The sequence below is a fragment of the Chromobacterium violaceum ATCC 12472 genome (assembly GCF_000007705.1).
GTDB lineage: Bacteria > Pseudomonadota > Gammaproteobacteria > Burkholderiales > Chromobacteriaceae > Chromobacterium > Chromobacterium violaceum.
Genome location: NC_005085.1, coordinates 4,710,312 through 4,733,292 on the forward strand (window position 1 = coordinate 4,710,312; position 22,981 = coordinate 4,733,292).

A 22,981-nucleotide genomic window follows, 5' to 3' on the forward strand; every position below is an offset into this window, starting at 1 on the left:
CAGCGACAGGGGGCCGATGTCCGGCCCCGCCGCACGCAGGATTCCGCCATGCCCTCCTTGCCCGACCGCCGCCGCTGGCTGCTGGACGGCGCGCGCGACACCGTCCCGATGATGGTGGGCGCCGCGCCCTTCGGCCTGATCTTCGGCACCCTGGCCATCGCCGCCGGCCTGTCGCCCGCCGCGACGGCGGCGATGTCGCTGCTGGTCTTCGCCGGCTCCTCGCAGTTCATCGCCGTCAGCCTGGTTTCCGCCGGCGCCGCCTTGCCGGTGATCTGGCTGACCACCTTCGTCGTCAATCTGCGCCACGCGCTGTACAGCGCCACGCTGCTGCCCTACGCGCGGCCATGGCCGCTGGCCTGGCGCTGGCCGCTGGCGTTCTGGCTCACCGACGAGACCTTCGCCGTGGTCGAGCACCGCTTTCGCAGCCTGGGCGCCGAGGGCGGCCAGTGGTACTGGCTGGGATCGTCGCTGTCCATGTATCTGAACTGGCAGCTGTGGACGCTGGCCGGCGTGGCGCTGGGCCGCTCGGTGCCGGGACTGGACCGATTGGGGCTGGATTTCGCGATGGTGGCCACCTTCGCCGCCATCGTCGCGCCGCAGCTGAAAAAGCGGCCGACGCTGGCGGCGGCGCTGGCGGCCGGCGCGGTGGCGCTGCTGGCGCGCGGCCTGCCGTACAAGCTGGATCTGATGCTGGCCGCGCTGGCGGGCGTCGCCGCCGGCATGATGGTTGAACGCGGACAGAAACGGGAGGCCGCATGAACGGATGGCAACACTGGGCGGCCATCGCCGGCATGCTGGCCGCCACGCTGGCGGTGCGCGCCAGCTTCCTGGTCTTCGGCCAGCGGCTGGCGTTTCCCGGCTGGCTGAACCGCGCGCTGCACTACGTGCCGGCGGCGGTGCTGTCGGCGCTGGTGGCGCCGATGGCGCTGGCGCCGGCCGGCAGCATCGACCTGTCCTGGCATAACGCCTACCTTGTCGGCACCATCGTCGCCATCGCCGTCGCCTGGAAAAACGGCAAGACGCTGCTGGCCATCGTGGTCAGCTTCGCCGTCTACGGCGCGCTGCGCTGGCTGCTATAGGTTGTAGGCCAGCACCAGGCCTATCAGCAGCGGCGCCAGCCAGCGGCAGGCGCCGCGCATCAGCGTCGCCGCCGGCGCGGACAGCCGCAGCTCGTCGCGCACCGCCGGCCACGCCACCCGTCCGGCGAACAGCGCGGTGCCAATGCAGCCCAAAGGCAGCAGCACATTGGACGCGGCGTAGTCCATCAGCTCGAACGCGGTGCGGCCGAACAGCTTGCAATCGGCCAGCGGACCGAAGGACAGCGCCGCCGGCACGCCGGCCAGGAAGGCCAGCGCGGTCACCGCCAGCGTGGCCTGGCGCCGGCCGACGCCGAATTCGTCTATCGGCAGGATGGCCACCACCTCCAGCAGCGACACCGCCGAGGTCAGCGCCGCCATCAGCAGCAGCGCGAAGAAGGCCGTCGCGAACAGCTGGCCGTAGGGCAGATGGTTGAACACCACCGGCATCACCATATAAGTCAGGCCCGGGCCGGCCTGCGGATTCAGGCCGAAGGCGTAGATGGCGGGAAAGATCATCAAGCCGGCCAGCACCGAGGTCAGCGCGGTCAGCCCGGTCACCCACAGCGCCGAATTGCCGAGCCGGGTGCCCGGCCCCAGGTAGGAGCCGTAAGCCAACATGCAGCCGGCGCCCACCGACAACGAGAAGCAGGCCAGGCCCAGCGCCTCCACCAGCATGCCCGGCGTCAGCCGGCTAAAATCGGGGCGGAACAGCGCCGCCACCCCGGCCATCGCGCCGGGCAGCGTCACGGCGCGGACGATCAGCGCCAGCATCAGCAGGAACAGCAGCGGCATCAGCAGCTTGCCGGCGCGCTCTATGCCCTTCTGGATGCCGCCCGCCACCACCAGCAGCGTCAGGCCGGCGAACAGCGCGTGGGTCAGCAGCGCCTCGGCAGGATCGCCGACGTACTGGCCGAACAGCGCGGCCAGCGCGCCCGCGTCATCGCTCATCACCCGGCCGTCCAGCGCGCGCAGCAGATAGCCCAGCGTCCAGCCGCCGACCACGCTGTAAAAGGAAAATATCAGGAAGCAGCACAGCACGCCGCCGTAGCCCAGCAGCTTCCAGCGCGGCGAGCCCAGCCGGGAGAACGCGCCGACCGCGCCGCAGCCGGCCGCGCGGCCCAGCGCCAGCTCGGCCTGCAGCAAGGCCAGCCCCAGGGTGAAGGTGAAGGCCAGATAGACCAGCAGGAAGGCGCCGCCGCCATTCATGGCGGTGACATAGGGGAATTTCCAGATGGAACCGAGGCCCACCGTGGCGCCGGCCGAAGCCAGAATGAAACCGAGGCGGGAACCCCATTGCGTGCGTGGCATGACAACTCCTGAGTTGGAACAGTTTGCCGCCGCATGGGGATAAAAAGCTGGATACAACAAGGCCGCCCATGACGGCGGCCCGGAAAGCGGATGTGAACACCCCTGGCGCGCCGGCTTAGCCGCGCCACCACCCATACTGGGTCTGGAGTGAAATAATCTGCTTCATCATGGCTCAAGCATGCCGGTTAACGCCCGCAGGCGTCAAGCCCGGCATGCGCGCTCAGGCGTTCTCTCCGGCCAGCCTGGCCTCGGCCGGCGAGGGTTTCTTCAAGCGGAAGCCCAGCCACAGCAGGCCCAGCCACACCGGCAGCACGTAGACCGACACCGCCATGCCCGGCGTGAACAGCAGGATGCCCAGTATCATCACCATGAAGGCCAGGCAGATCCAGTTGGACAGCGGGAACCAGAACGACGGGAACACCAGCTTCTGGCCGCCCTTGGCGCGGCGGAACTTCAGATGGGTCAGGCTGATCATCGCCCAGTTGGTGACCAGCGCGGCCACCACCAGCGACATCAGCAGGCCCAGCGCCTCGCCCGGCAGCAGGTAGTTCAGGATCACGCAGGCGAAAGTGGCCGCCGCGGAGAACAGCGTGGCGTACACCGGCACGCCGCGCGTGTCCAGCTTGCCCAGCGCCCGCGGCGCGTTGCCTTGTCGGGCCAGGCCGAACAGCATGCGGCTGGTGGCGTACACGCAGCTGTTGTACACCGACAGCGCGGCGGTCAGCACCACGAAGTTCAGCGCGTGCGCGGTGAAGCCGGCGCCGATCTGCTCGAAGATCATCACGAAGGGGCTGCCGCCGGCGGCCACCTTGTTCCACGGGTACAGCGACAGCAGCACCACCAGCGAGCCGATGTAGAAGATCAGGATGCGGTAGATCACCTGGTTGACGGCCTTGGGGATGGTTTTCTGCGGGTCGTTCGCCTCGGCCGCGGTCATGCCGATCAGTTCCAAGCCGCCGAAGGAGAACATGATCACCGCCATCATCATGAACAGGCCTTTGACACCGTGCGGGAAGAAGCCGCCGTCGTTCCACAGATTGCTGACCGAGGCCTGCGGGCCGCCGCTGCCGGACAGCAGCAGGTAGCCGCCGAACAGGATCATGCCGATCACCGCCGCCACCTTGATCAGCGCGAACCAGAATTCGGTCTCGCCGTAGGATTTGACGTTGGCGAGATTGATGCCGTTGATGCAGACGAAGCACACCAGCGCGGTCAGCCAGGCCGGCACGTGCGGCCACCAGTACTGGACGTAGGCGCCGACCGCGGTCAGCTCGGCCATGCTCACCAGCACGTACAGCACCCAGTAGTTCCAGCCGGACAGAAAGCCGGGGAAGCGGCCCCAGTAGCGGTAGGCGAAGTGGCTGAACGAACCGGCGACCGGCTCCTCGGCCACCATCTCGCCCAGTTGGCGCATGATCATGAAGGCGATGAAGCCGGCGATGGCGTAGCCGAGGATCATCGAGGGGCCGGCCGACTTCAGGACGCTGGCCGAGCCGAGGAACAGGCCGGTGCCGACGGCGCCGCCCAGCGCGATCAGCTGGATGTGGCGGTTTTTCAGCTCGCGCTGCAAACCGGTGTGGGCTTCGCTCACTATGAATTCTCCGTTGAGGTGCGGGCGCCGAACGCGCGCCCGGACAGGTGCGCGTTCATCTAAACATCGGCACGGCGTTGCCGTCAAACCATTGGATACAATATAAATGCCCAAAATATGCCTAATGATTGCATTTTAAAAATAAAATTCCCCATTATTTGAAATTTCAAACCATAAATTGCCGAATCAGGCCTATCTAGCTGCGAATTTCCCGCGCCAACCGGCTGATCCCAGGCACGAACGTTCGGTTACCTGCAGTGACAAATGGCACACACAGCTGTTGCAACTGTTTGTCGATAATCTCAGTCGAAGGCATGAGTGACCCAGTGCGTCACCTCAGGGAGAGAACAATGAAACAATCGGTATTGATCGCCAGCGTGCTCGGCGGCGGCATCGCGCTCGGCGCGGTGGGCGTGGCCGGCATCCAGGCCATGAAGTCGTCGAAGCCGGAAACCGCCGTCGTCGCCAGCGCGCCGCTGGCCCAGGCTTCCGCTCCGGCCATCCAGGCGCTCGCGCCCAGCGCGGCCTCGTCCACCCTCGCGCAAGCGGCGCCGCAGGCGTCTACGCCCGCCGCCGCCGCGGTCCCCAAAGCGGAGCCGGCGCCGAAGCCGAAGCCGGTTCATGCCACCCACGCCCGAATCCTGGGCGTGACCCCGATCCGCGAAGCGGGCACCGAGCCCAAGCAGGTCTGCCACCAGGAGCAGGTGGTGCACCAGGCGCCGGTGCAGGATGAAAACCGCATCGCCGGCTCGGTGATCGGCGGCGTGGTCGGCGGCCTGCTCGGCAACCAGGTGGGCGGCGGCAACGGCAAGAAGGCGGCCACCGTGATCGGCGCGCTGGCCGGCGGCTATGCCGGCAACCGGGTGCAGGAAGGCATGCAGCAGCGCGACCAGGTGGCCGGCACCCGCACCATCTGCAACACCGAGGACGTGAAGACCGAGAAGATCGTCGGCTACAACGTGCGCTACTCGCTGGACGGCAAGACCGGCACCGTGCGCATGGACGAAAAGCCGAAGGGCAAGACGCTGCCGGCCAAGGACGGCAAGCTGCTGATCTGATTCCGGCTCATCCGCCAAGACCAGGCCCGGCATCGCCGGGCCTTCTTGCTTGCGCGCCTCAGGCCGCCGCCCGCCTCGCCTCGCCGGCGCGCTGCCGCTCGGCCACTTTCTCCGCCGCCTCCGGCGGTCCGAACAGCAGCACCAGCCGATCGCGCCAGTTCCGGGCATGCCAGGCTTCCGCCAGCATGTCGCGCCACTCCACCAGGCTGACCCACAGCGGGTTGAAGCTGTTGACCGGCTTCACCGTGCCGTAGTCGCACGGATCGCTGTCCAGCTCCTCGGCATAGGTGCCGAACAGCCGGTCCCAGACCACCAGCACGCCGGCGTAGTTGTGGTCGATGTAGCGCGGGTTCTTGGCGTGGTGGCCGCGGTGTATGGACGGGGTGTTGAACACGTATTCCAGCCAGCCCAGCTTGGGCGCGGCCTGGGTATGGACAAAGAACTGGAAGGCCAGGTTGAGCAGCACCACCGCCACCACCTGCTCGGGCGGAAACCCCAGCCAGGCCAGCGGCAGCCAGAACGCCCACATGCCGGCCAGCGGATACATCAGGCTCTGGCGGAAGGCGGTGGTGAAATTCATCCGCGTCGAGCTATGGTGGACGCTGTGCGCCGCCCACAGCCAGCGCACGCGGTGACTGACGCGGTGGAACCAGTAATAAAGGAAATCCTGGCCGAGGAACAGCAGGAAGAAGCTCAGCCAGCCAGCGGAAAAATCGAACAGGCGGTGGTGCTGGTAGATCCAGCCGTACAGCGGCAGCACCAGCACCCAGGCCAGCTTGTCCGCGCCCTGGTGCAGCAGGCCCAAGGCCGCGCTGCACAGCGAATCGCGCCAGTGGTACAGGCCGAGCCGGCCCTGGCGCCGGAACAGCCACAGCTCCCAGGCGACAAACAGCAGGAACACCGGCGCCAGCGCCAGCAGAATCAGTTCAACCGGAAATTTCATTGCGGCCCACCATAGAGCAAACACTTGATTGGAGTTTAAGCTCTATCCCGGCGATGCTGTCAACTGGCGGAAGGCCGCGCGCGCGCATTCCCGCGCCGCTGTGGCGGGAATGCCATATGAAAAGCGGCCGCCCCGCAATATGCGGAACAGCCGCCAGGCCGCGCGATGGCGACGGCGCCGCTCAGTCGCGCCTAGCCATCAAGGCGGCCAGCGAAGCGTCGCGCTCGCTCCACACCCTGGCCACGCTGGGACGCTCGCCCAAGCGGCGCAGATAATCGGCACAGCCCTCCAGCCGCAGGGTCATGTCCTCGCCCAGGAAGGCCTGGCTCAAACGCGCCACCACCGGCAGGATGCCGGCGGCGCTGAGATCGGCGAAGCTGAAATCCTCTCCCGCCAGCCAGGGACGGTACTGCGCCAGCTTGGCCACCGCGCCGATGCCGCGCGCCAGCGCCTGGCGGATTTCCTCGCACTTCTCCGGCTCGGGCTTGGTGCCCTTCAGCATGTGGCGGATCAGCGGGCTGGCCGGCAGCATCACGTACAGCTCCAGCATCGCGGTCAGCTCTCGCGCCAGCGCCCGGCCGTTCGGCGTCGGCGGCAGCAGCGAGGCGGTGGGATAGGCATCCTCCAGCCATTCCAGGATCACCGTGGACTCGGCCAGCGGGTGGCCGTTGATCTCGACGAAAGGAATCTTGCCCATCGGGCTCTTTTCCAGCAGCGCCTCCTCCTGCGAGGGCGTCGCCACCACTTCCTGGAAATTGACGCCCTTCTCCAGCAGGGCGATCTTCACCTTGTTGTAGTAAGGCGACAGCGGGATACCGTGCAGTTTGATCATGCCGACTCCAAATAGCGATGGGTTCACAAGCGCCGATGCGGGACCGGGCATCGGCGCGCGGCCTACATCATCCAGCCTATTCCCTTATTTAGCCAGCGCCAGGGTCTTTTGCTGCAGCAATTGGCGGATCTGCGGCAACATCTGCTGCGCCGCCTTCTCGCCTTCCAGGATCGCCTGGTTGCGGGCCTCGAATTCGGCCGCGCCGATGTTCAGCACGTTCGGGTGGATCACCACATCGGCCTGTTTCAGCTCCTGCGTCAGCGCCGGGCCGTTCATGATGCTCAGGCTCTGGTCCAGCATGGACAGGAAGCCGGTGGCGCGGCCGGCCTTGGGACGGCCGGTGATGTCGACGGCGATCACGAACTGCGCGCCCATCTCGCGCGCGGCGCTGACCGGCACCGGGCTGACCAGGCCGCCGTCGACATAGCTCTTGCCGCCTATCTTCACCGGCAGGAACACATTGGGAATGCTGGCCGAGGCCCGCACCGCCTGGCCGGTGTTGCCGACGCGGAACACCACCCGGCGGCCGGAATCCAGCTCGGTGGCCACCGCGGCGAACGGCCGGCTCAGCTTCTCCAGCGGTCGGTTGCCCACCTGGGCGTTGATCCAGTTCTGCAGCTTCTCGCCCTTGAGCACGCCCTTGGTGGACAGCGTCCAGTCGGTCAGGTCGGCCTGGTCCAGCGCGATCGCGCGCTGCTGCAGCTGCATGCCGTTGAGGCCGGATGCGTACAGGCTGCCGACCACGCTGCCGGCGCTGGTGCCGACGATGATGTCGGGCGTGATGCCGGCGCCTTCCAGCACCTTGATCACGCCGATGTGGGCGAAGCCCTTCACCGCGCCGCCGCCGAGCGCCAGCGCGATTTTCGGTTTGGGCAGCGGCTTGGCGGCCTGGCCGCTGTCCGGCGGCGTGGCGGTCATGCAGGCGGACAACAGGGAGGCGATCCCGGCCAGCAGCGCGGGACGTAAAATGCTCTTGCTAATCATGATTGCATCGGTCTTTCAGACATCGGCGGCCTTCGGGCCGCCCCAACGGGCGCGGGATCCAGCATCACGTAATTCAGATGCCGCGCGCCCTCCAATTCGAAATGGGTTTCGCCGTGGATGCCCATGCCCAGCCGGTGGTAGAAGGCGATGGCGCGGGCGTTGCCGTGCCATACGCTCAGCCACAGACGCGGCTGGCCGGGCTGTGCTGCAGCCCATTGCCGCGCCGCCGCCATCAGCCGCCGCACCAGTCCTTGCCCAGTGTGCCTCTCCACCAGGTAAAGCCGCTCCAGCTCCGACGACGGGTCGTCGCAGCCGGCGCAGGCTTCATCCAGTTTCAATTGCGCGTAACCCAGCAGATGGCCGTCTTTCTCCATCACCAGCAGTTGGCGCGCCGGATCCGCGATCAAGGCCGCCATCTTTTCCGGCGTGAATTCCGTCAGCACGTAATCGGCCAAGGCCTGGCGGATGCCGTCGATGGCATAGGTGCTCAGCCACACCTGTATCGACAGGGCGGCGAGACACGCCGCGTCTTCGCGGCGGGCGCTGCGGATTTCCACATTCATTCAGCGGCTTCCTTTCCGCTCCGCCGGTTTCCGCTCAATCGGCCCGCGGCGCTTTCTTGACGAATTCGATCACCTGGCGGCCGTCGTCGCTGATCTTGGCCAGTTTTTTTTCGGTGCCCTTCCAAGCGTGGCCGTACACCACCTCGTAGCTGGCGGGCAGCTTGCCGTCGCGGCGGTAGCGCTCGTACGCTTCTTCCACCTTGCGCCAGGCCTGCTTGCCCATCAGGCCGCGGCCGCGGCCGGCGGTGGCGTTGTGCGCGCCGATGGCTTTCAGGTCGCGCATCACCGCGCGGGCGTCGTCGTAGGTCAACGCGATCTTCTCCATGTCCATCACCGGCTCGGCGAAGCCGGCGCGCATCAGCGCGTCGCCGATGTCGTGCATGTCGATGAACTGGTTGACGTGGGTGGCGCCGTCCACGCCGGCGAATGCCGCCCGCAGCTCGGACAGCGTGTCCGGCCCCAGCGTGGAGAACATCAGCATGCCGTCCGGCTTCAGCACCCGGCGCAGCTCGGCGAACATCTTGTCCGGCACGTTGATCCACTGGATGGTCAGATTGGACCAGATCATGTCGACGCTGGCGTCGGCCAAAGGCAGTTTTTCGATATCGGCGTTGATCTGCCACGGCAGGCTGGGCTTGAACAGCTTCTTCAACAGGCCGTCCCCGGCCCGGCCGCGCTCGCGCGAGGCCAGCAGCATCGCGTGCGCCAGGTCCAGCTCGATCACCCGCGCCTGCGGATAGCGCCGCCGGAGCTCGGCCGCGCCGTAACCGGTGCCGGCGCCGGCGTCCAGGATCACCGCCGGCTGGTGCTTGATGTAGTCCAGCCGTTCCGCCATGCGGTCGGAGACTTCGCGCTGCAGCACCGCGGCGGAATCGTAGCTGGCCGCGGCCTTTTCGAACGAGGCGCGCACGCGCGCCTTGTCGGTGTAAAACGCTTCACTCATGCCTGGGTTTCCAGATGCTCGGCAAGCGCGCGCACGAAATCCTGTTCATGCGACAGGAAGGGGGCGTGCGACGCTTGCGGGAATTCATAAAGGACGGCGTCGGGCAGCGACTCGGCCAGCCAGCGGCCGGCGCCGATCGGGGTGATGGCGTCGCGCGCGCCGTAGAACAGCGCGGCCGGGCACTGGATGCGGCCGGCCAGCGCGCGCGCGTCGGCCTCCAGCAGCAGCCCCAGCGCCGGCAGCAGGCCCTGCGGCCGGCCATGGGAAAACAGTTCGCCGCGCAAGGCCTTCAGCGTGTCGCGCGCCGACGGGGCGCCCATCATCTGCAAGGCGAGGAAGCGCTCCAGCGTCTGCTCGAACGCGCCGTCCAGGCTCTGCGCCACCGCCTCGATGGATGCGCGCGCCTGCGCGTGCGGCCAGGTCTCGTCGCGGACGAAGCGCGGGCTGGTGGCCACCAGCGCCAGGCTCTTCACCTTGTCCGGATGGCGGGCGGCCCAGTGCTGGGCGATCAGGCCGCCAAGCGACCAGCCCACCACCTGCGCGGGCAAGGGGAAATGGGCGGCGAGCAGATCGGCCACCGCGTCGGCGTCGAAGCGCGGCAGCGCCGGCGACGCGCCGTGGCCCGGCAGATCCACCAGGTGGACGCAGAAACGCGTCGCCAGTTGCTCGGCCACGCGGGCGAACACGCCGCCGTGCAGCCCCCAGCCGTGCAGCATGACCACGTCCGGCCCCTGGCCCAGCGTTTCGACAAACAGATTCATGTGCGGATAAATTGGGCGAAAACGCTATTTTCGCAAGAGTACGATGCGAAGGAAACCTCCGAAGCCGGCATCTTCGTCATGAAACGGTTGCAATTTGGTGACGGCGACGATGTCGCCCAGGCGGCGGTTGATGTCGGTGGCGACCGCTCGGGCCAGCGCATTGCCGGCGCGCCGCCACAGCGGCGGCCGCTTGCCGTCGGCCAGGAACTTGTCGAACACCACCACCCGGCCGCCCGGCTTCAGCACCCGCTCCACCTCCAGCAGACAGGCCCGCGGGTCGGGAATCACCGCCAGCACCAGGTGCAGCGCCACCGCGTCGAAGCTGCCGTCGGGGAAATCCAGCCTCTGCCCGTCCATGACCCTGGCGTCCACCTCCATCCCCAGCTTGCCCGCCCGCTCGCGCAGCCGCGCCAGCATCGCCGGCGCGATGTCGATCGCGGCGACGCGGCGGCAGCGCACCAGGAAGTCCAGATCCAGCCCGGTGCCGGCGCCGACCAGCAGCACACGCTCGTCCGGCTGCGGATTCAGCAGGCCTATCGCGCGGCGGCGATGGCGGGCGAAGCCCTGGGCCACCTTGTCGTACACCGGCGCGTACAGGTCGTAGCGCCAGCGGTTGAAGCGGGTCGACCACTCACGCCACACGGCCCGGCCCCTCCGCGAAGCGCGCCAGCTTGTCCCAGTCCAGCGCCCAGGCCGGCGCCGGGGCGGCGAAATGGAAGCCCTGCAGCATGCCGCAGCCCATCTCCTTCAGCATCGCCGACTGGCTGGCGGTCTCCACTCCCTCGGCCACCACTTCCAGGTCCAACGCCCGCGCCAGCGCCAGGATGGCGCGGACGATGGCCACCGACTCCTGCTTGCGGTCCAGATCGAACACGAAGGACTGGTCTATCTTCAGCACGTCGAAACGATAGCGGTGCAGATAGGACAGCGCCGAATAGCCGGTGCCGAAATCGTCCAGCGCCAGCCTGACGCCCAGGCCGTGCAGCGCCTGCATCGCGGTGGCGGCGGCCTCGGGCTGGTCGATCAGCGCGCTCTCGGTGATTTCCAGGTGCAGCATCGCCGGCGGCAGCCGGTAATGGGCGATGCGCTCGCCTATCCAGCCGACCAGGTCCGGGTCGCGGAAATTGGCCGACGACAGGTTGATGTGCAGCGCGATGCCCTCGCCCACCCGCCCCTCGGCGCGCCAGGCCTGCAGCTGGGCGCAGGCGGCGTTGATCATGTAGCGGTCCAGCCGGGTGATCAGCCCGCTCTCCTCGGCCACCGGCAGGAACACGCCGGGCGACACCAGCCCGCGCTGCGGATGCTGCCAGCGCACCAGCGTCTCGAAGCCGGCCAGCGCGCCGGTGGCGGCGGCGATGAAGGGCTGGTAGTAGGGCACCAGCTGGCCCTCTTCCTCCAGCGCGCGCCGGAGCTCCGTTTCCAGCGCCAGCTGGTCGGCCTGGTCTATCCGCAGCTGGTGGCTGAACAAGGTGTAGCCCTGGCGGCCCTGCTGCTTGGTGCAGTACATCGCGTGGTCGGCGTCGCGCAGCAGGTCGTCGGCCTTGTGATAGTGCTCGCTGTCGGCCAGCACCACGCCGACGCTGGCGGTGGAGAACACCTCGCGCCCGGCCAGGACCACCGGCCGCTCGAACTCGCTGACGATGCGGCGGGCGATGACCTCGCACTCGTCCACCGCGTCCATGCCGAACATCAGCACCGCGAACTCGTCGCCGCCCAGCCGGGCCAGGAAATCGTAATGGCGCAGGCAGGAACGGATGCGGGCCCCGGCCTCGAACAGCAGATGGTCGCCCGCCAGATGGCCCAGGGTGTCGTTGACCAGCTTGAAGCGGTCCAAGTCGATGAACACCACGGCGAAACGGTCGCCGCCGTCGAGATAGGCGTCCCAGGCGCGGCGCAGCGCCTTGGAGAAATAGTTGCGGTTGGGCAGCTTGGTCAGCGGATCGTGCAGGCTGTCGAACTCCAGCTGGGCGTTGACCGCGTCCAGCTCGCTGGTGCGTTCGCGCACCCGCTGCTCCAGGTCGGCGTAGGCGTGCTGCAGGCTTTCCAGCGCGCGCACCCGCGCCAGCGCGGTGCCGATGTGGTTGGCGACGAACTCCAGCACCTCCTGGTCGCGGTAGCCGTACACCACGTCGCCGTCGTAGCTCTGCACCGCCAGCACGCCCAGCAGCTCGTGGTCGCAGTACAGCGGCACGCCCAGCCAGCTCTTGGGCGGCGTCGCGCCTTCCGCCGCCGCCATGCCCTGCAGGCTGCCGTACGGGTCCAGCAGCAACGGCCGTCCGCTGTGCAGCACCTGCTCGATCAGGCCCTTGCCCGGCTTGCGCGGCTTCAGCGCCGGCGCGTACTCGTCGGCGCAATACGGGAAGCTGATCAGATCGCTGCCCATGTCGTACAAGGCCACCACGCAGTTGCGCGCCGCCACCATCTCCAGCAGCAGGCGATGCAGGCCGCTGAGGAAAGCCTCCAGCGACAGGCTGGTATTCGACAGCTCGGCGATGCGGAACAGCACATCCTGGAATTTCTCCGCGCGCTTGCGGCTGGCCACCTCGGCGCGCAGGCGCGCGTTGGCGCCCTCCAGCTCGCTGGTGCGCAGCGCCACCTGGCGCTCCAGCCGCCGGTGGTAGAGCACGCGGTCCAGCGCGAAGCCGACGTGGCGGGCGGCGAACATGAACAGCAGCTGCTCGGCCGAGGTCAGCGGCGGCTGGTCGTCGTACCGCTGCAGCACCGCCGCGCCGATCAGCTCATCCGCCGCGTTGCGCAGCGGCGCGCCCATCCAGAAAGCCGGCAGATTCGCCGGCCTCGCCAGCGCCTCCTGCCGGCACAACGCCTCGATGCGTTCGCCGGTCAGCACCATGGGCGCGCCGCCGCGGATCAGCCAGGCCGTCAGCGACACGTCGGGCCCGGCGATCGGAAAGGCGCGCTCGGGATCGGGCGGCGAGGCCTCGCGCCGGTCGGCGTAGAATGGGAAGCTCAGCGTGGAACGGTCGTCGCCGCACAAGGCGATGTAGAAATTGTCGGCGTCCATCAGGCGCTGCATCAGCCGGTGCAGCCGGGGCAGCAAGCGGTCCAGCGTCGGGCACTCGCCGGCCAGCAGGCTGATTTCCAGCATGGTTTCGTTGGCGACGCGCGTCGCCGCCTGCTCGGCGCGCAGGGCCTCGCACTGCAGATGGCCGGCCAGCAGCTCGGCGACGGTTTCCATCTGTCCGGGAGGCTTGCCCTGCCAGGCCAGCCACCCCAGCGCGCCGTCCCCGGCCCGCATCGCCATCGCGCCGCCGGCAGGCGGCCGTTCGCCCGCGGCAAGCGCCGCGCCGTCGGGCAGACCGGCGAGGTCGCCAAAGCCGGCCAGCCGCCGCCACATCACCCCGCTCCGCCCCCACGCCGCCGCCGCGCTCAAGCCGCCCAGATCCTGCAACAGCGACAGCGCGCGATCGGCCGCCTGCTCCGGGTCTTCCAGATATTCAGCCGTGCTCTTCATGTCAGTATCGTAGTACGGGACGCCGAGAAAGTCCGCAGTCAGACAAAAGCCCGGGGCAAACGCCCCGGGCCTGCTCGTTTTCGCTTGGTTGCGGAGCCGGTCCGCCGCCGCGCGCGTCAGCTTTCCGCTGGCCGCAGCATCAGATCCAGTAATGCGTCCAATTGGGAAAGCTCATGCCGGGCCGACAGCGAGATCCGCAGCCGCGCGCCGTTTTCCGGGACGGTAGGCGGCCTGACCGCCGGCACCCAGTAGCCCTGTTCCCGCAGCGTCTCCGCCAATCGGACCGCGTTCTCGTCCGAACCGACGACGAAAGGCTGGATGGCCGTGGCCGACGCGCCGGCGTAAGGCGTGCCCTCCAGCCGCTGCCGGCAGCGCGAGATCAGTTGCCGCAGGCGCTCGCGCCGTTCGCCGCCCTCGGCGATCAGCCGCAGGCTGGCGCCCACCGCGGCCGCCAGCGCCGGCGGCTGGGCGGTGGTGTAGATATAGGTGCGCGCCTTGTTCACCAGCCAGTCGACCAAGGGCCGGCAGCCGGCGACGAAGGCGCCGGCCAAGCCGGCGGCCTTGCCCAGCGTCGCCATGTAGATCAGCCGATCGCTGGCGAGCCCGTGCAGGGCGGCCGAGCCGCGGCCGTCGCCCAGCACGCCGAAGCCGTGGGCGTCGTCGACGTACAGCCAGGCGTCGTAGCGCTCCGCCAGCGCCAGCAGCGCCGGCAGCGGCGCCTGGTCGCCGTCCATGCTGTACACGGCGTCCACCGCGATCAGCTTGGTCGGCGCGCCGCTGTCCGCCAGCAATTGCTCGAGATGGGCGAGGTCGTTGTGGCGGAAGCGCTGGAAATCGGCCCGCGACAGCAGACAGCCGTCGTTCAGCGAAGCGTGGTTGAGCTTGTCGGCGAACACCGCGTCGCCGCGACCGACCAGGCTGGTGATCACCGCCAGGTTGGCGGCGTAGCCGGAACCGAACAGCAGCGCGGCCTCGCGGCCGACGAAGCCGGCCAGCGCCTCTTCCGCCTGCTGGTGGGCGAGGGTATGGCCGGTCAGCAGATGGGAGGCGCCGCTGCCGGCGCCCCAGCGGTCGGCGCCTTGCTGCAGCGCGCGCACCAGCGACGGGTGGTCGGCCAGGCCGAGATAGTCGTTGCTGGCGAACGAAATATAGGAGCGGCCGTCGATGACGACCTCATCGCCTTGCGGCGACTCCAGCGTCGCGCGCCTGCGCAGGCGGTGGCGCTCGTCCAACTCCCCGAGGCCGGGGGACAGATCTTGTAGACGCATGCTTGTACCTGGTTGGGTTAGGAGCCGAACCGCGGCAAGCCCGCCCCGGCACGACATACTATATATATGTTTGCATTTAAGCTGACAGCGCAGAATTACTAACGTTTCTTACAACGGCTGTAAATTCAGCTTAGCCATCAGCGATTGGTCGGCCACCACGTCCGGATTGCCGGTCGTCAACAGCTTGTCGCCGTAGAAGATGGAGTTGGCGCCGGCCAGGAAACACAGCGCCTGGGTGGCTTCGTCCATTTCGCGGCGGCCCGCCGACAGCCTGACGTAGCTGGCCGGCATCGTGATCCGCGCCACCGCGATGGTGCGCACGAATTCCGTCCAGTCCAGGCGCTCGGCGCCCTCGAGCGGCGTGCCGACCACCTGCACCAGGTTGTTGACCGGCACCGACTCCGGCTGCGGATCCAGATTGGCCAGCTGCACGATCAGACCGGCGCGGTCGCGGCGGGTTTCATTCATGCCGACGATGCCCCCGCAGCATACCGACAGCCCGGCCTTGCGCACCTTGCCCAGCGTGTCCAGCCGGTCCTCGTACTCCCGGGTCTGGATGATGTCGCCGTACTTGTCCGGCGCGGTGTCCAGGTTATGGTTGTAATAGTCGAGGCCGGCGTCCTTCAACTGCTCGGCCTGGCCGTCGCGCAGCAGGCCGAAAGTGGCGCAGGTCTCCAGGCCCAGCGCCTTCACTTCGCGCACCATGTCCAGCGTCTTCTGCAGATCGGCGTCCTTGGGTCCGCGCCAGGCCGCGCCCATGCAGAAGCGGCCGGCGCCGTTGGCCTTGGCCTGGCGCGCCGCCGCCACCACCTCGTCCACCGTCATCATCGGCTGGTCGGCCACCGGCGTGTCGTGATGAACGGACTGCGGGCAGTAGCCGCAGTCTTCCGGACAGCCGCCGGTCTTGATCGACACCAGCGTCGACAGCTGGACCTTGGTCGGGTCGAAGAACTGGCGGTGGATTTCGGCGGCGCGAAACACCAGCTCCATGAAGGGCAGCCCCAGCAAAGCCTCCACGTCGTCCACGCTCCATTCGGCTTTTTCCGGGTGCGGGGTGGCCGCGCGCTTGAACACCATCGTGGCAGAATGCATCGTATGCTCCAATAACTGTTTGTCATTTTCAATGCGAACCATGGGCTCGTCATCCTGCTCCGATGGGCAGGCGACAAAATCTTGGAGGGCTGGCGACATGCTGTCAAACATATCGAGGTTAATAATTGACAACTGCTCAATGATTAATCAGCATTGCGTGCTCTGCGGCGACGCTCGGGCCCGGGAAGGCCTGTGCGCCGACTGCCGCGCGATGCTGCCGCGGATGCCGGACGAACGCTGCCCGCGTTGCGCGGAACCGACAATCGGCGGCGCGGTTTGCGGCCATTGCCAACGCCACCCTCCCGCCTTCGACGCGCTACACGCTCCCTACCTGTTTGGCTACCCCCTGAACGGGCTGATCCACGCCTACAAGTACGGCCGGCGGCTGCAGCTGGCAGGCGCGCTGTGCGGATTGCTCACTGAATTCGCCCGCTGTCAAGCCCCGAAATACGATTTCGTCATTCCCGTTCCGCTGGCAAATGAACGACTTGCCGAAAGAGGCTTCAATCAGAGTTCCGAGCTTGCCAAAGCGTTCGCTGATACAATAAACAGCCGTTTTTCGGACAATCTGTGTTGGCGAAAATGCAACACTTTGCCGCAGGCCTCGCTCGGCCGGGCCGAAAGACTGCGAAACGTTCGCCATGCATTCGGCGTAAAACGCCGGTGCGACGGGCTTTCCATCGCCATCGTCGACGACGTCGCCACCAGCGGCGCAACCCTCTCCGCCTTGTCTAAAATGATGAAAAAACAGGGCGCGAAACGGGTCGACGCATGGGTGCTTGCCCGGGCGTTTTCCCCAAAAACTTGACCAAGATTTTGATTCCTTGGAACAATCCAGCCTGCCAACGATGTTCACTGTTGTTCTATTTCAGCCGGAAATTCCGCCCAACACGGGCAATGTGATTCGTTTATGTGCCAACACCGGCTGTGAACTGCATCTGGTCAAACCCATGGGCTTCCCGCTTGAGGATGCCAAGTTGCGGCGCGCAGGACTCGACTACCACGAGTATGCCCGCGTCGTCGTCCACGAAGACTGGGACGCATGTCTGCGCACGCTTCAGGGACGGCGGATATTCGCCGCGACGACCAAGGGCGCTACGCGCCATGACCGGATTTCCTACCAACCCGGGGACGTTTTTCTGTTCGGTCCCGAATCCCGCGGCTTGCCGCAAGATGTGCTGGCTGCCCTGCCGGCGCAGCAAAGGATTCGATTGCCGATGCGTCCCGAGTCGAGAAGCCTCAATCTCTCCAATGCCGTCGCGGTGACGGTGTTCGAGGCTTGGCGCCAGCTCGGTTTCGAAGGGGGGGTATAGCGGTTCGCAAGGTTGGCCCAACAGCATAGGGAGGTTTATGCAACCTGTTCTCCGATGGCTGTGGCTTCTATTTGTCAGTCTCGTGCTTGTGGCCTGTTCCACCGTGAAGACGGCCAGTGCCACAAACCAGTCGGCTTCGCCGGCTAACAAGAAGTCCGTTGCCAAAAACGGAGCTTATTTCCAGAACGACGGTCCGGCCGATCATATCCCGGTCAACCTGAGCCTGGTTCCCGACGCCGTTCCGCAGGACGAGCCGCTTATCAAGTCGGCCAACCTGCCTTACTCGGCGCTGGGCATGAGCTTCCGTCCCGACGTGCGTGAAAAGCCGTATCACGCCGTCGGCCGTGCCTCCTGGTACGGCAAGCAGTTCCACGGCCGCAAGACGTCGTCCGGCGAACGCTACGACATGTTCGCGATGACCGCCGCGCATCCGACCCTGCCGATCCCGAGCTATGCCCGGGTGACCAATCTGACCAACGGCAAGTCGGTGGTGGTGCGCGTCAACGACTGCGGCCCGTTCCACAAGAAGCGCCTGATGGACCTGTCCTACGCCGCCGCCTACAAGCTGGGCTTCGTCCAGCAGGGCAGCGCCAAGATCGCGATCGATCGCGTCTGGCCGGCGGAAGACAACACCTACTCCGCCTCCGCGCAGCCGGTAACCCAGCCTGCGAGCCGGGAGCTGAAGGCCGGGGACAATCCGAAGTATCTGCAGCTGGGCTCGTTCAACACGCTGGCCAACGCCGAGGCGCTGCTGCAGAAGACGCTGGACGAGATGGACGACAAGTACGACTCCAAGCTCGGCATCGTCAACCAGCAGGGCGTGTACAAGGTGCGCCTGGGACCGTTCTCGTCCGACGACGCGGTGCGCAGCGCCGCGGAAAACCTGCACGTGGAGACCGTCATCACCAGTCTGTGATGCTCCGCGCACGAATCGTATGGCAACAGGGCAAAAGGCGAAGGATGCATCCTTCGCCTTTTTTCATGCCCGCCGCCCGGCCGCGCCCAATAAAAAGCCCCGGCCGAGAAAGCCGGGGCAAAGCCTGGATAGCAACGATTCAGGCCCCGCTCAGGGAGCCAAGCGGGAGGTGCGATGCACCTGCAAGCTTAGGCGGAGCCCGCCGCTCAAAGTTCCGCCATGCCGTCGTCCTGCGGCGGCAAGGCGTCGAACCAGCCCTTCACCACCTGCTCCACCACGTCCACGCCGGTCTTCTTCAGGCTGGAGAACATCTGCACGCTGACCGACGGATAGTCGGCGAGCTCCCGCTTCACCTCGGCCAGCACCTTGTTCTGCTCCTGGCGCGACAGCTTGTCGGCCTTGGACAACAGGATGTGCACCGGACGGCCGGCGACGCGGAAGAATTCCAGCATCCTGCGATCCAACTCCTTCAACGGGTGGCGAGCGTCCATAATCAACAAGAGGCCGATCAGGCTCTGCCGGGTCTGCAGGTAGCGGCCGAGCAGCTCCACCCAGTGGGCGCGCACCGCCTCCGGCACTTCGGCGTAGCCGTAGCCGGGCAGGTCGACCAGGAAGCACTCGTCGCCCAGCTCGAAAAAGTTGATGTGCTGGGTGCGTCCCGGCGTCTTGGACACGTAGGCCAGCCGGGTGCGGTTGGCCAGCGTGTTGATCGCGCTGGACTTGCCGGCGTTGGAGCGGCCGACGAAGGCGACCTCGGCGCGGGTGGCCGGCAGGTCCTTCATGTGGTTGACGGTGGTATAAAACCGGGCGTTCTGAAAAATCGACATGGTAGTAAGGTTGAAATCAATTGGTATAGAATAACAGGTTTGGAATTGCTACTTTTACAGATATTTTAGGGCCTCACCCTAAAGGAGCGACCATGAGACGTAAAATGCTGTTGGCGATGGCAACCCTAACCCTGGCCGGCACCACGCTGGCAGCCTCTCCGGTGGCCAAGGGTGACCCGGCGAAAGGCAAGCAGATCGTGGACACCGTGTGCGCGGCTTGCCACGGCGCCGACGGCAACAGCGTCGCAGCGGCCAATCCCACCATCGCCGGGCAGAGCCAGCAATATCTGTATAGCCAGCTCAAGGCCTTCAAGAGCGGCGAGCGCAAGAACCCGACCATGCTGGGCATGACCGCCGGCCTGTCCGACGACGACATGCGCAACCTGGCCGCCTACTTCAGCCAGCAGAAGCCCAAGGACCGCGAAGCCGCCGACAAGGCGCAGCTGCCGCTGGGCGCCAAGATCTACCGCGTCGGCAACCCCGCCAGCCACGTGCCCGCCTGTATGTCCTGCCACGGCCCCGCCGGCAAGGGCCTGCCCGACCAGTTCCCCCGCCTGGGCAGCCAGCACGCCGGCTACGTCGCCAAGCAGCTGGCCGACTTCAAGGCCGGCACCGACCGCAAGAACCTGATGATGACCGACATCGCCAGCCGGATGACCGACGCCGAAATGAAGGCGGTGGCCGAGTACATTTCCGGTCTGCGCTGAGCCGTGCCGCCCGCAGCCGGAGACCGGCCCGCCGCGCGGCGTCTTCCACGCGGCCGGACGCAACTTTGCCGCTCCGCCTCATTCAAAAGGGAAGCCCCGGGCGGGCTTCCCTTTTTATGTTCCGAATCATGAAAACAACAACACACCGTCGCCAAACCACGCCGCGCGCGCTGTACGAGCTGTTCAGCTCGATGCGCTTCGCCATCGGCCTGCTCACCGTGCTCGGCATCGCCTCCATCATCGGCACCGTGCTCAAGCAGAACGAGCCCTATCCCAACTACGCCTTCGAATTCGGCCAGTTCTGGTTCCAGGCTTTCGAGATGCTCGGATTGTACGACGTCTACCATTCGGCTTGGTTCCTGATCATCCTGGCCTTCCTGGTGCTGTCCACCACGCTGTGCATCCTGCGCAACGGCCCCGGCTTCATCAAGCAGATGCGCGGCTACCGCGAGCGGGCCAGCGACAACTCGCTGGCGGCGATGCCGCACAGCCAGGCGTTCGAGGCCGAGGCGGTCGAGCCGTCCAGGCTGCTCGGCTACCTGCGCGGCCAGGGCTTCCGCTGGCGCGAGGCCGAACGCGAGGGCGGCGCGAGGCTGATCGCCGCCAAAAAGGGCGCCGCCGGCAAGCTGGGCTATTTCTGCGCCCACATCGCGCTGATCGTGATCTGCGTCGGCGGCCTGCTGGACGGCAACCTGCCGCTGAAGCTGGGCGAGCTGGCCGGCCGCATCGTGCCGGAAACCCGCGACATCCCGCAAAGCCGGATTCCGGAACAAAGCCGGCTGGGACCGGCCAACCTGTCCTTCCGCGGCAACGTCACCATCGCCGAGGGCAAGAGCGCCGACGTCACCTTCCTCAATTCCGGCAACGGCTACCTGGTGCAGGAGCTGCCCTTCATCGTCTCGCTGAAGAAATTCCACGTCGACTACTACAGCAACGGCATGCCCAAGCTGTTCGCCAGCGACATCGTGGTGACGGACAAGGCCAGCGGCAAGACCACCGAAGCCACGGTCCAGGTCAACCACCCGCTGATCGTCGACGGCGTCGCCATCTACCAGTCCAGCTTCGGCGACGGCGGCTCGCCGCTGAAACTGAAGGCCTGGAACCTGGCCGCGCCGGGCAGCGCGCCGGTGGCGCTCTCCGGCGTGTCGATGAGCAGCCAGCCGCTGCGCGCCAACGGCAAGGACTACGCGCTGGAGTTCGGCGAGCTCAGGGTGTTCAACATCGAGAACGTCGCCAAACCGGGCGAGGGCGACCCCACGCTGGGCCAGCGCATGCACGACGCGCGCGAGGTGAAGCAGCACAAGGATCTGAAGAACTACGGCCCGTCCATCACCTTCAAGCTGCGCGACGCCCAGGGCCAGGCGGTGGAGTACGTCCATTACATGGCGCCGATCGCCCAGGACGGCGCCAGCTACCTGATGGCCGGCATGCGCAAGACGCCGGCCGATCCCTTCCAGTACCTGCGCATGCCGCTGGACGACGACATGCAGGTCGACCGCTTCATGCGCCTGTACGCCGCGCTGCGCGATCCGTCGCTGTACGACGAGGTCGCCGCGCGCGCCACCCGCAAGGCGCAGCAGGGCGGCGTCATCGACGGCAAGCTGGCCAAGCAGTTCGGCGACAGCGTCAAGGGCGTGCTGGAGCGCTTCGCCTCGGGCGGCTTCTCCGCGCTGGAGCAGTTCCTGGACGAGCGGGTGCCGGCCGACAAGCGCCAGGCGGTGGCGCAGACCTATATCAAGATCCTGCAGGGCGCGGTGGTGGACGTGATGGCGGCGGCCGACGACAGGGCCGGCGCCAAGCCGCTGGCCGCCGACGCCGCCCACTACCGCTTCCTGCTGGACGGCCTGGTGGCCGCCAGCGCGCTGCAGGACTACGGCTCGCCGGTGTTCCTGCAACTGGAGGGCTTCGACCAGGTGCAGTCGTCCGGCCTGCAGCTGACCCGCTCGCCGGGCAAGACGCTGGTCTACCTGGGATCGGTCTTGCTGGTGCTGGGCATCGTGCTAATGTTCTATGTGCGCGAACAACGCCTGTGGATACGCATCGATGGCCGGCGGCTGCGGGTGGCCATGACCTCCAACCGCCATAACCGCGACCTGGATACCGACTTCCAGCGTCATCTCGACGCGATCAAACAGCTGACACGGGGAACATGATGGAACTGGCAACAACGAGATTCGACCGCCTGCCGCTGTGGCGCCGGCTGGACCGCTGGGACTGGGCGTACGCGCTGCTGATCGCCGTCGCCGCCGGCTGCGCCTTCACCCTCTACCACCACGCGATGGATGCCTACGAGCAGGCGATCCTGGCCGGCTCGGCGCTGGGCCTGGTCGCGCTGGGCTGGTTCTGGCCGGCCTGGCGCTGGTTCTTCCCGCTGGCGGGCGGGGTGGCGCTGCTGGGCATCCAGCTGTACCAGCACGACCTCTCCCGCGGCCAGCAAGCGTTCTGGCTCAAGTACGCGTTGTCCAGCCAGTCGGCGATCATGTGGATGTGCTCGCTGTTCTTCCTGGCCACCGCCGTGTACTGGATAGGCCTGGCCCGCCGCTCGGCCCAGCTGGCCCGAATGGGGGCCGGCCTGACCTGGGCCGCGGCCGTGATGGGCCTGGCCGGCCTGTTCGTGCGCTGGTACGAAAGCTATCTGATCGCGCCGGACGTCGGCCACATCCCGGTGTCCAACCTGTACGAAGTGTTCGTGCTGTTCACGCTGATCACCGCGCTGATGTATCTGTACTACCAGGCCAAGTTCGCCGCCGCGCAATCCGGCGCGCTGGTGCTGCCGGTGATCAGCGCCGCGGTCGGCTTCATCCTGTGGTACAGCTTCGACCGCCAGGCGCACGGCATCCAGCCGCTGATCCCGGCGCTGCAGTCGTGGTGGATGAAGATACACGTGCCGGCCAACTTCGTCGGCTACGGCGCCTTCTCGCTGGCCGCGATGCTGGGGCTGGGCGAGCTGATGGTGCAGAAGGGCTGGCTGAAGGACCGCCTGCCGGCGGCCGAGGTGCTGGACGAAATGATGTACCAGGCCATTTCCGTCGGCTTCCTGTTCTTCACCATCGCCACCATCCTGGGCGCGATGTGGGCGGCCGACGCCTGGGGCGGCTACTGGAGCTGGGACCCGAAGGAAACCTGGGCGCTGATCGTCTGGCTGAACTACGCCGCCTGGCTGCACATCCGGCTGGTGAAGGGCTGGCGCGGCGCGCCGCTGGCCTGGTGGGCGGTGATCGGCCTGGCCGTCACCACCTTCGCCTTCCTCGGCGTCAACATGTTCCTGTCCGGCCTGCACTCCTACGGCGGCCTGTGAACCAGCCCGCTCCGACCCGCCCGGCT

22 protein-coding genes are annotated in these 22,981 nt (G+C 67.0%); 9 read left to right on the forward strand and 13 right to left on the reverse strand.

Annotated features, from left to right (window positions below):
• The first annotated feature begins 48 nt into the window (after positions 1-48).
• Together CV_RS21675 and CV_RS21680 are read left to right on the forward strand one after the other, a co-directional pair.
• Positions 49-759, forward strand: a complete 711-nt coding sequence (locus tag CV_RS21675; protein ID WP_011137913.1) for an AzlC family ABC transporter permease — start codon at positions 49-51, stop codon at positions 757-759.
• The gene (locus CV_RS21680) at positions 756-1,079 is read left to right on the forward strand and encodes an AzlD domain-containing protein (RefSeq protein WP_011137914.1); all 324 of its coding nucleotides are present in this window, start codon (positions 756-758) and stop codon (positions 1,077-1,079) included. The genes CV_RS21675 and CV_RS21680 overlap by 4 nt, the downstream gene beginning before the upstream one ends.
• On the opposite strand, the gene CV_RS21685 is transcribed toward CV_RS21680, so the two are convergent.
• Both CV_RS21685 and CV_RS21690 read right to left on the reverse strand, forming a co-directional pair.
• The gene (locus CV_RS21685; protein WP_011137915.1) at positions 1,074-2,387 is read right to left on the reverse strand and encodes a sodium-dependent transporter; all 1,314 of its coding nucleotides are present in this window, start codon (positions 2,385-2,387) and stop codon (positions 1,074-1,076) included. The two genes, CV_RS21680 and CV_RS21685, sit on opposite strands and share 6 nt — an antisense overlap.
• 220 nt (positions 2,388-2,607) lie before the next feature.
• Positions 2,608-3,978, reverse strand: coding sequence for an amino acid permease (locus CV_RS21690; protein WP_011137916.1), 1,371 nt, complete (start codon positions 3,976-3,978; stop codon positions 2,608-2,610).
• 350 nt (positions 3,979-4,328) lie between these two features.
• Here CV_RS21690 and CV_RS22460 point away from each other — a divergent pair, with 350 nt between their 5' ends.
• The gene (locus CV_RS22460) at positions 4,329-5,036 is read left to right on the forward strand and encodes a glycine zipper 2TM domain-containing protein (protein ID WP_011137917.1); all 708 of its coding nucleotides are present in this window, start codon (positions 4,329-4,331) and stop codon (positions 5,034-5,036) included.
• Between the two features lie 58 nt (positions 5,037-5,094).
• Here CV_RS22460 and CV_RS21700 read toward each other — a convergent pair whose 3' ends face one another.
• The 10 genes from CV_RS21700 to bioB all read right to left on the reverse strand — a co-directional run bounded on the left by CV_RS21700 (position 5,095) and on the right by bioB (position 15,894).
• Positions 5,095-5,979 (reverse strand): sterol desaturase family protein, encoded by an 885-nt coding sequence (locus tag CV_RS21700; protein WP_011137918.1) that lies wholly within the window; start codon positions 5,977-5,979, stop codon positions 5,095-5,097.
• Positions 5,980-6,160: 181 nt separating this feature from the next.
• Positions 6,161-6,811 carry a glutathione S-transferase gene (locus CV_RS21705; RefSeq protein WP_011137919.1) on the reverse strand — a complete coding sequence of 217 codons (651 nt, stop codon included), beginning with the start codon at positions 6,809-6,811 and terminating at the stop codon, positions 6,161-6,163.
• 84 nt (positions 6,812-6,895) lie between these two features.
• On the reverse strand, positions 6,896-7,795 hold the full coding sequence (locus CV_RS21710) for a patatin-like phospholipase family protein (protein WP_011137920.1): 900 nt from the start codon (positions 7,793-7,795) through the stop codon (positions 6,896-6,898).
• Complete coding sequence (locus CV_RS21715) at positions 7,792-8,358, reverse strand: GNAT family N-acetyltransferase (protein WP_011137921.1); 567 nt, start codon at positions 8,356-8,358, stop codon at positions 7,792-7,794. Before CV_RS21715 ends, CV_RS21710 begins: the two co-directional genes overlap by 4 nt.
• Before the next feature lie 34 nt (positions 8,359-8,392).
• Entirely contained in the window at positions 8,393-9,301 is a 909-nt protein-coding gene (gene bioC / locus CV_RS21720; RefSeq protein ID WP_011137922.1) for a malonyl-ACP O-methyltransferase BioC, read from the reverse strand.
• Positions 9,298-10,062 (reverse strand): pimeloyl-ACP methyl ester esterase BioH, encoded by a 765-nt coding sequence (gene bioH, locus CV_RS21725; protein WP_043596933.1) that lies wholly within the window; start codon positions 10,060-10,062, stop codon positions 9,298-9,300. Before bioH ends, bioC begins: the two co-directional genes overlap by 4 nt.
• Before the next feature lie 24 nt (positions 10,063-10,086).
• Positions 10,087-10,704 carry a class I SAM-dependent methyltransferase gene (locus CV_RS21730; protein ID WP_011137924.1) on the reverse strand — a complete coding sequence of 206 codons (618 nt, stop codon included), beginning with the start codon at positions 10,702-10,704 and terminating at the stop codon, positions 10,087-10,089.
• On the reverse strand, positions 10,694-13,534 hold the full coding sequence (locus CV_RS21735; protein ID WP_011137925.1) for a bifunctional diguanylate cyclase/phosphodiesterase: 2,841 nt from the start codon (positions 13,532-13,534) through the stop codon (positions 10,694-10,696). Before CV_RS21735 ends, CV_RS21730 begins: the two co-directional genes overlap by 11 nt.
• Positions 13,535-13,650: 116 nt before the next feature.
• Positions 13,651-14,802 carry an 8-amino-7-oxononanoate synthase gene (gene bioF, locus CV_RS21740; protein WP_011137926.1) on the reverse strand — a complete coding sequence of 384 codons (1,152 nt, stop codon included), beginning with the start codon at positions 14,800-14,802 and terminating at the stop codon, positions 13,651-13,653.
• A 108-nt stretch (positions 14,803-14,910) separates the two neighbouring features.
• Entirely contained in the window at positions 14,911-15,894 is a 984-nt protein-coding gene (gene bioB / locus CV_RS21745; RefSeq protein WP_011137927.1) for a biotin synthase BioB, read from the reverse strand.
• Positions 15,895-16,033: 139 nt separating this feature from the next.
• On the opposite strand from bioB, the gene CV_RS21750 reads away from it, so the two are divergent.
• From CV_RS21750 to CV_RS21760, 3 genes are all read left to right on the forward strand, one after another.
• Positions 16,034-16,702, forward strand: coding sequence for a ComF family protein (locus tag CV_RS21750; RefSeq protein WP_011137928.1), 669 nt, complete (start codon positions 16,034-16,036; stop codon positions 16,700-16,702).
• A 40-nt stretch (positions 16,703-16,742) separates the two neighbouring features.
• On the forward strand, positions 16,743-17,207 hold the full coding sequence (gene trmL / locus CV_RS21755; protein ID WP_011137929.1) for a tRNA (uridine(34)/cytosine(34)/5-carboxymethylaminomethyluridine(34)-2'-O)-methyltransferase TrmL: 465 nt from the start codon (positions 16,743-16,745) through the stop codon (positions 17,205-17,207).
• A gap of 103 nt (positions 17,208-17,310) precedes the next feature.
• Positions 17,311-18,123, forward strand: coding sequence for a septal ring lytic transglycosylase RlpA family protein (locus CV_RS21760; protein ID WP_227590061.1), 813 nt, complete (start codon positions 17,311-17,313; stop codon positions 18,121-18,123).
• A 206-nt stretch (positions 18,124-18,329) separates the two neighbouring features.
• Here CV_RS21760 and yihA read toward each other — a convergent pair whose 3' ends face one another.
• Positions 18,330-18,950, reverse strand: a complete 621-nt coding sequence (gene yihA / locus CV_RS21765; RefSeq protein ID WP_011137931.1) for a ribosome biogenesis GTP-binding protein YihA/YsxC — start codon at positions 18,948-18,950, stop codon at positions 18,330-18,332.
• A 92-nt stretch (positions 18,951-19,042) separates the two neighbouring features.
• Here yihA and CV_RS21770 point away from each other — a divergent pair, with 92 nt between their 5' ends.
• The 3 genes from CV_RS21770 (at position 19,043) to ccsB (ending at position 22,955) form a co-directional block, all read left to right on the forward strand.
• On the forward strand, positions 19,043-19,657 hold the full coding sequence (locus CV_RS21770; protein WP_011137932.1) for a c-type cytochrome: 615 nt from the start codon (positions 19,043-19,045) through the stop codon (positions 19,655-19,657).
• A gap of 128 nt (positions 19,658-19,785) precedes the next feature.
• Positions 19,786-21,810 (forward strand): cytochrome c biogenesis protein ResB, encoded by a 2,025-nt coding sequence (locus tag CV_RS21775; RefSeq protein WP_043598427.1) that lies wholly within the window; start codon positions 19,786-19,788, stop codon positions 21,808-21,810.
• Complete coding sequence (gene ccsB, locus CV_RS21780; RefSeq protein WP_011137934.1) at positions 21,810-22,955, forward strand: c-type cytochrome biogenesis protein CcsB; 1,146 nt, start codon at positions 21,810-21,812, stop codon at positions 22,953-22,955. Before CV_RS21775 ends, ccsB begins: the two co-directional genes overlap by 1 nt.
• The last annotated feature ends 26 nt before the right edge of the window (positions 22,956-22,981 follow it).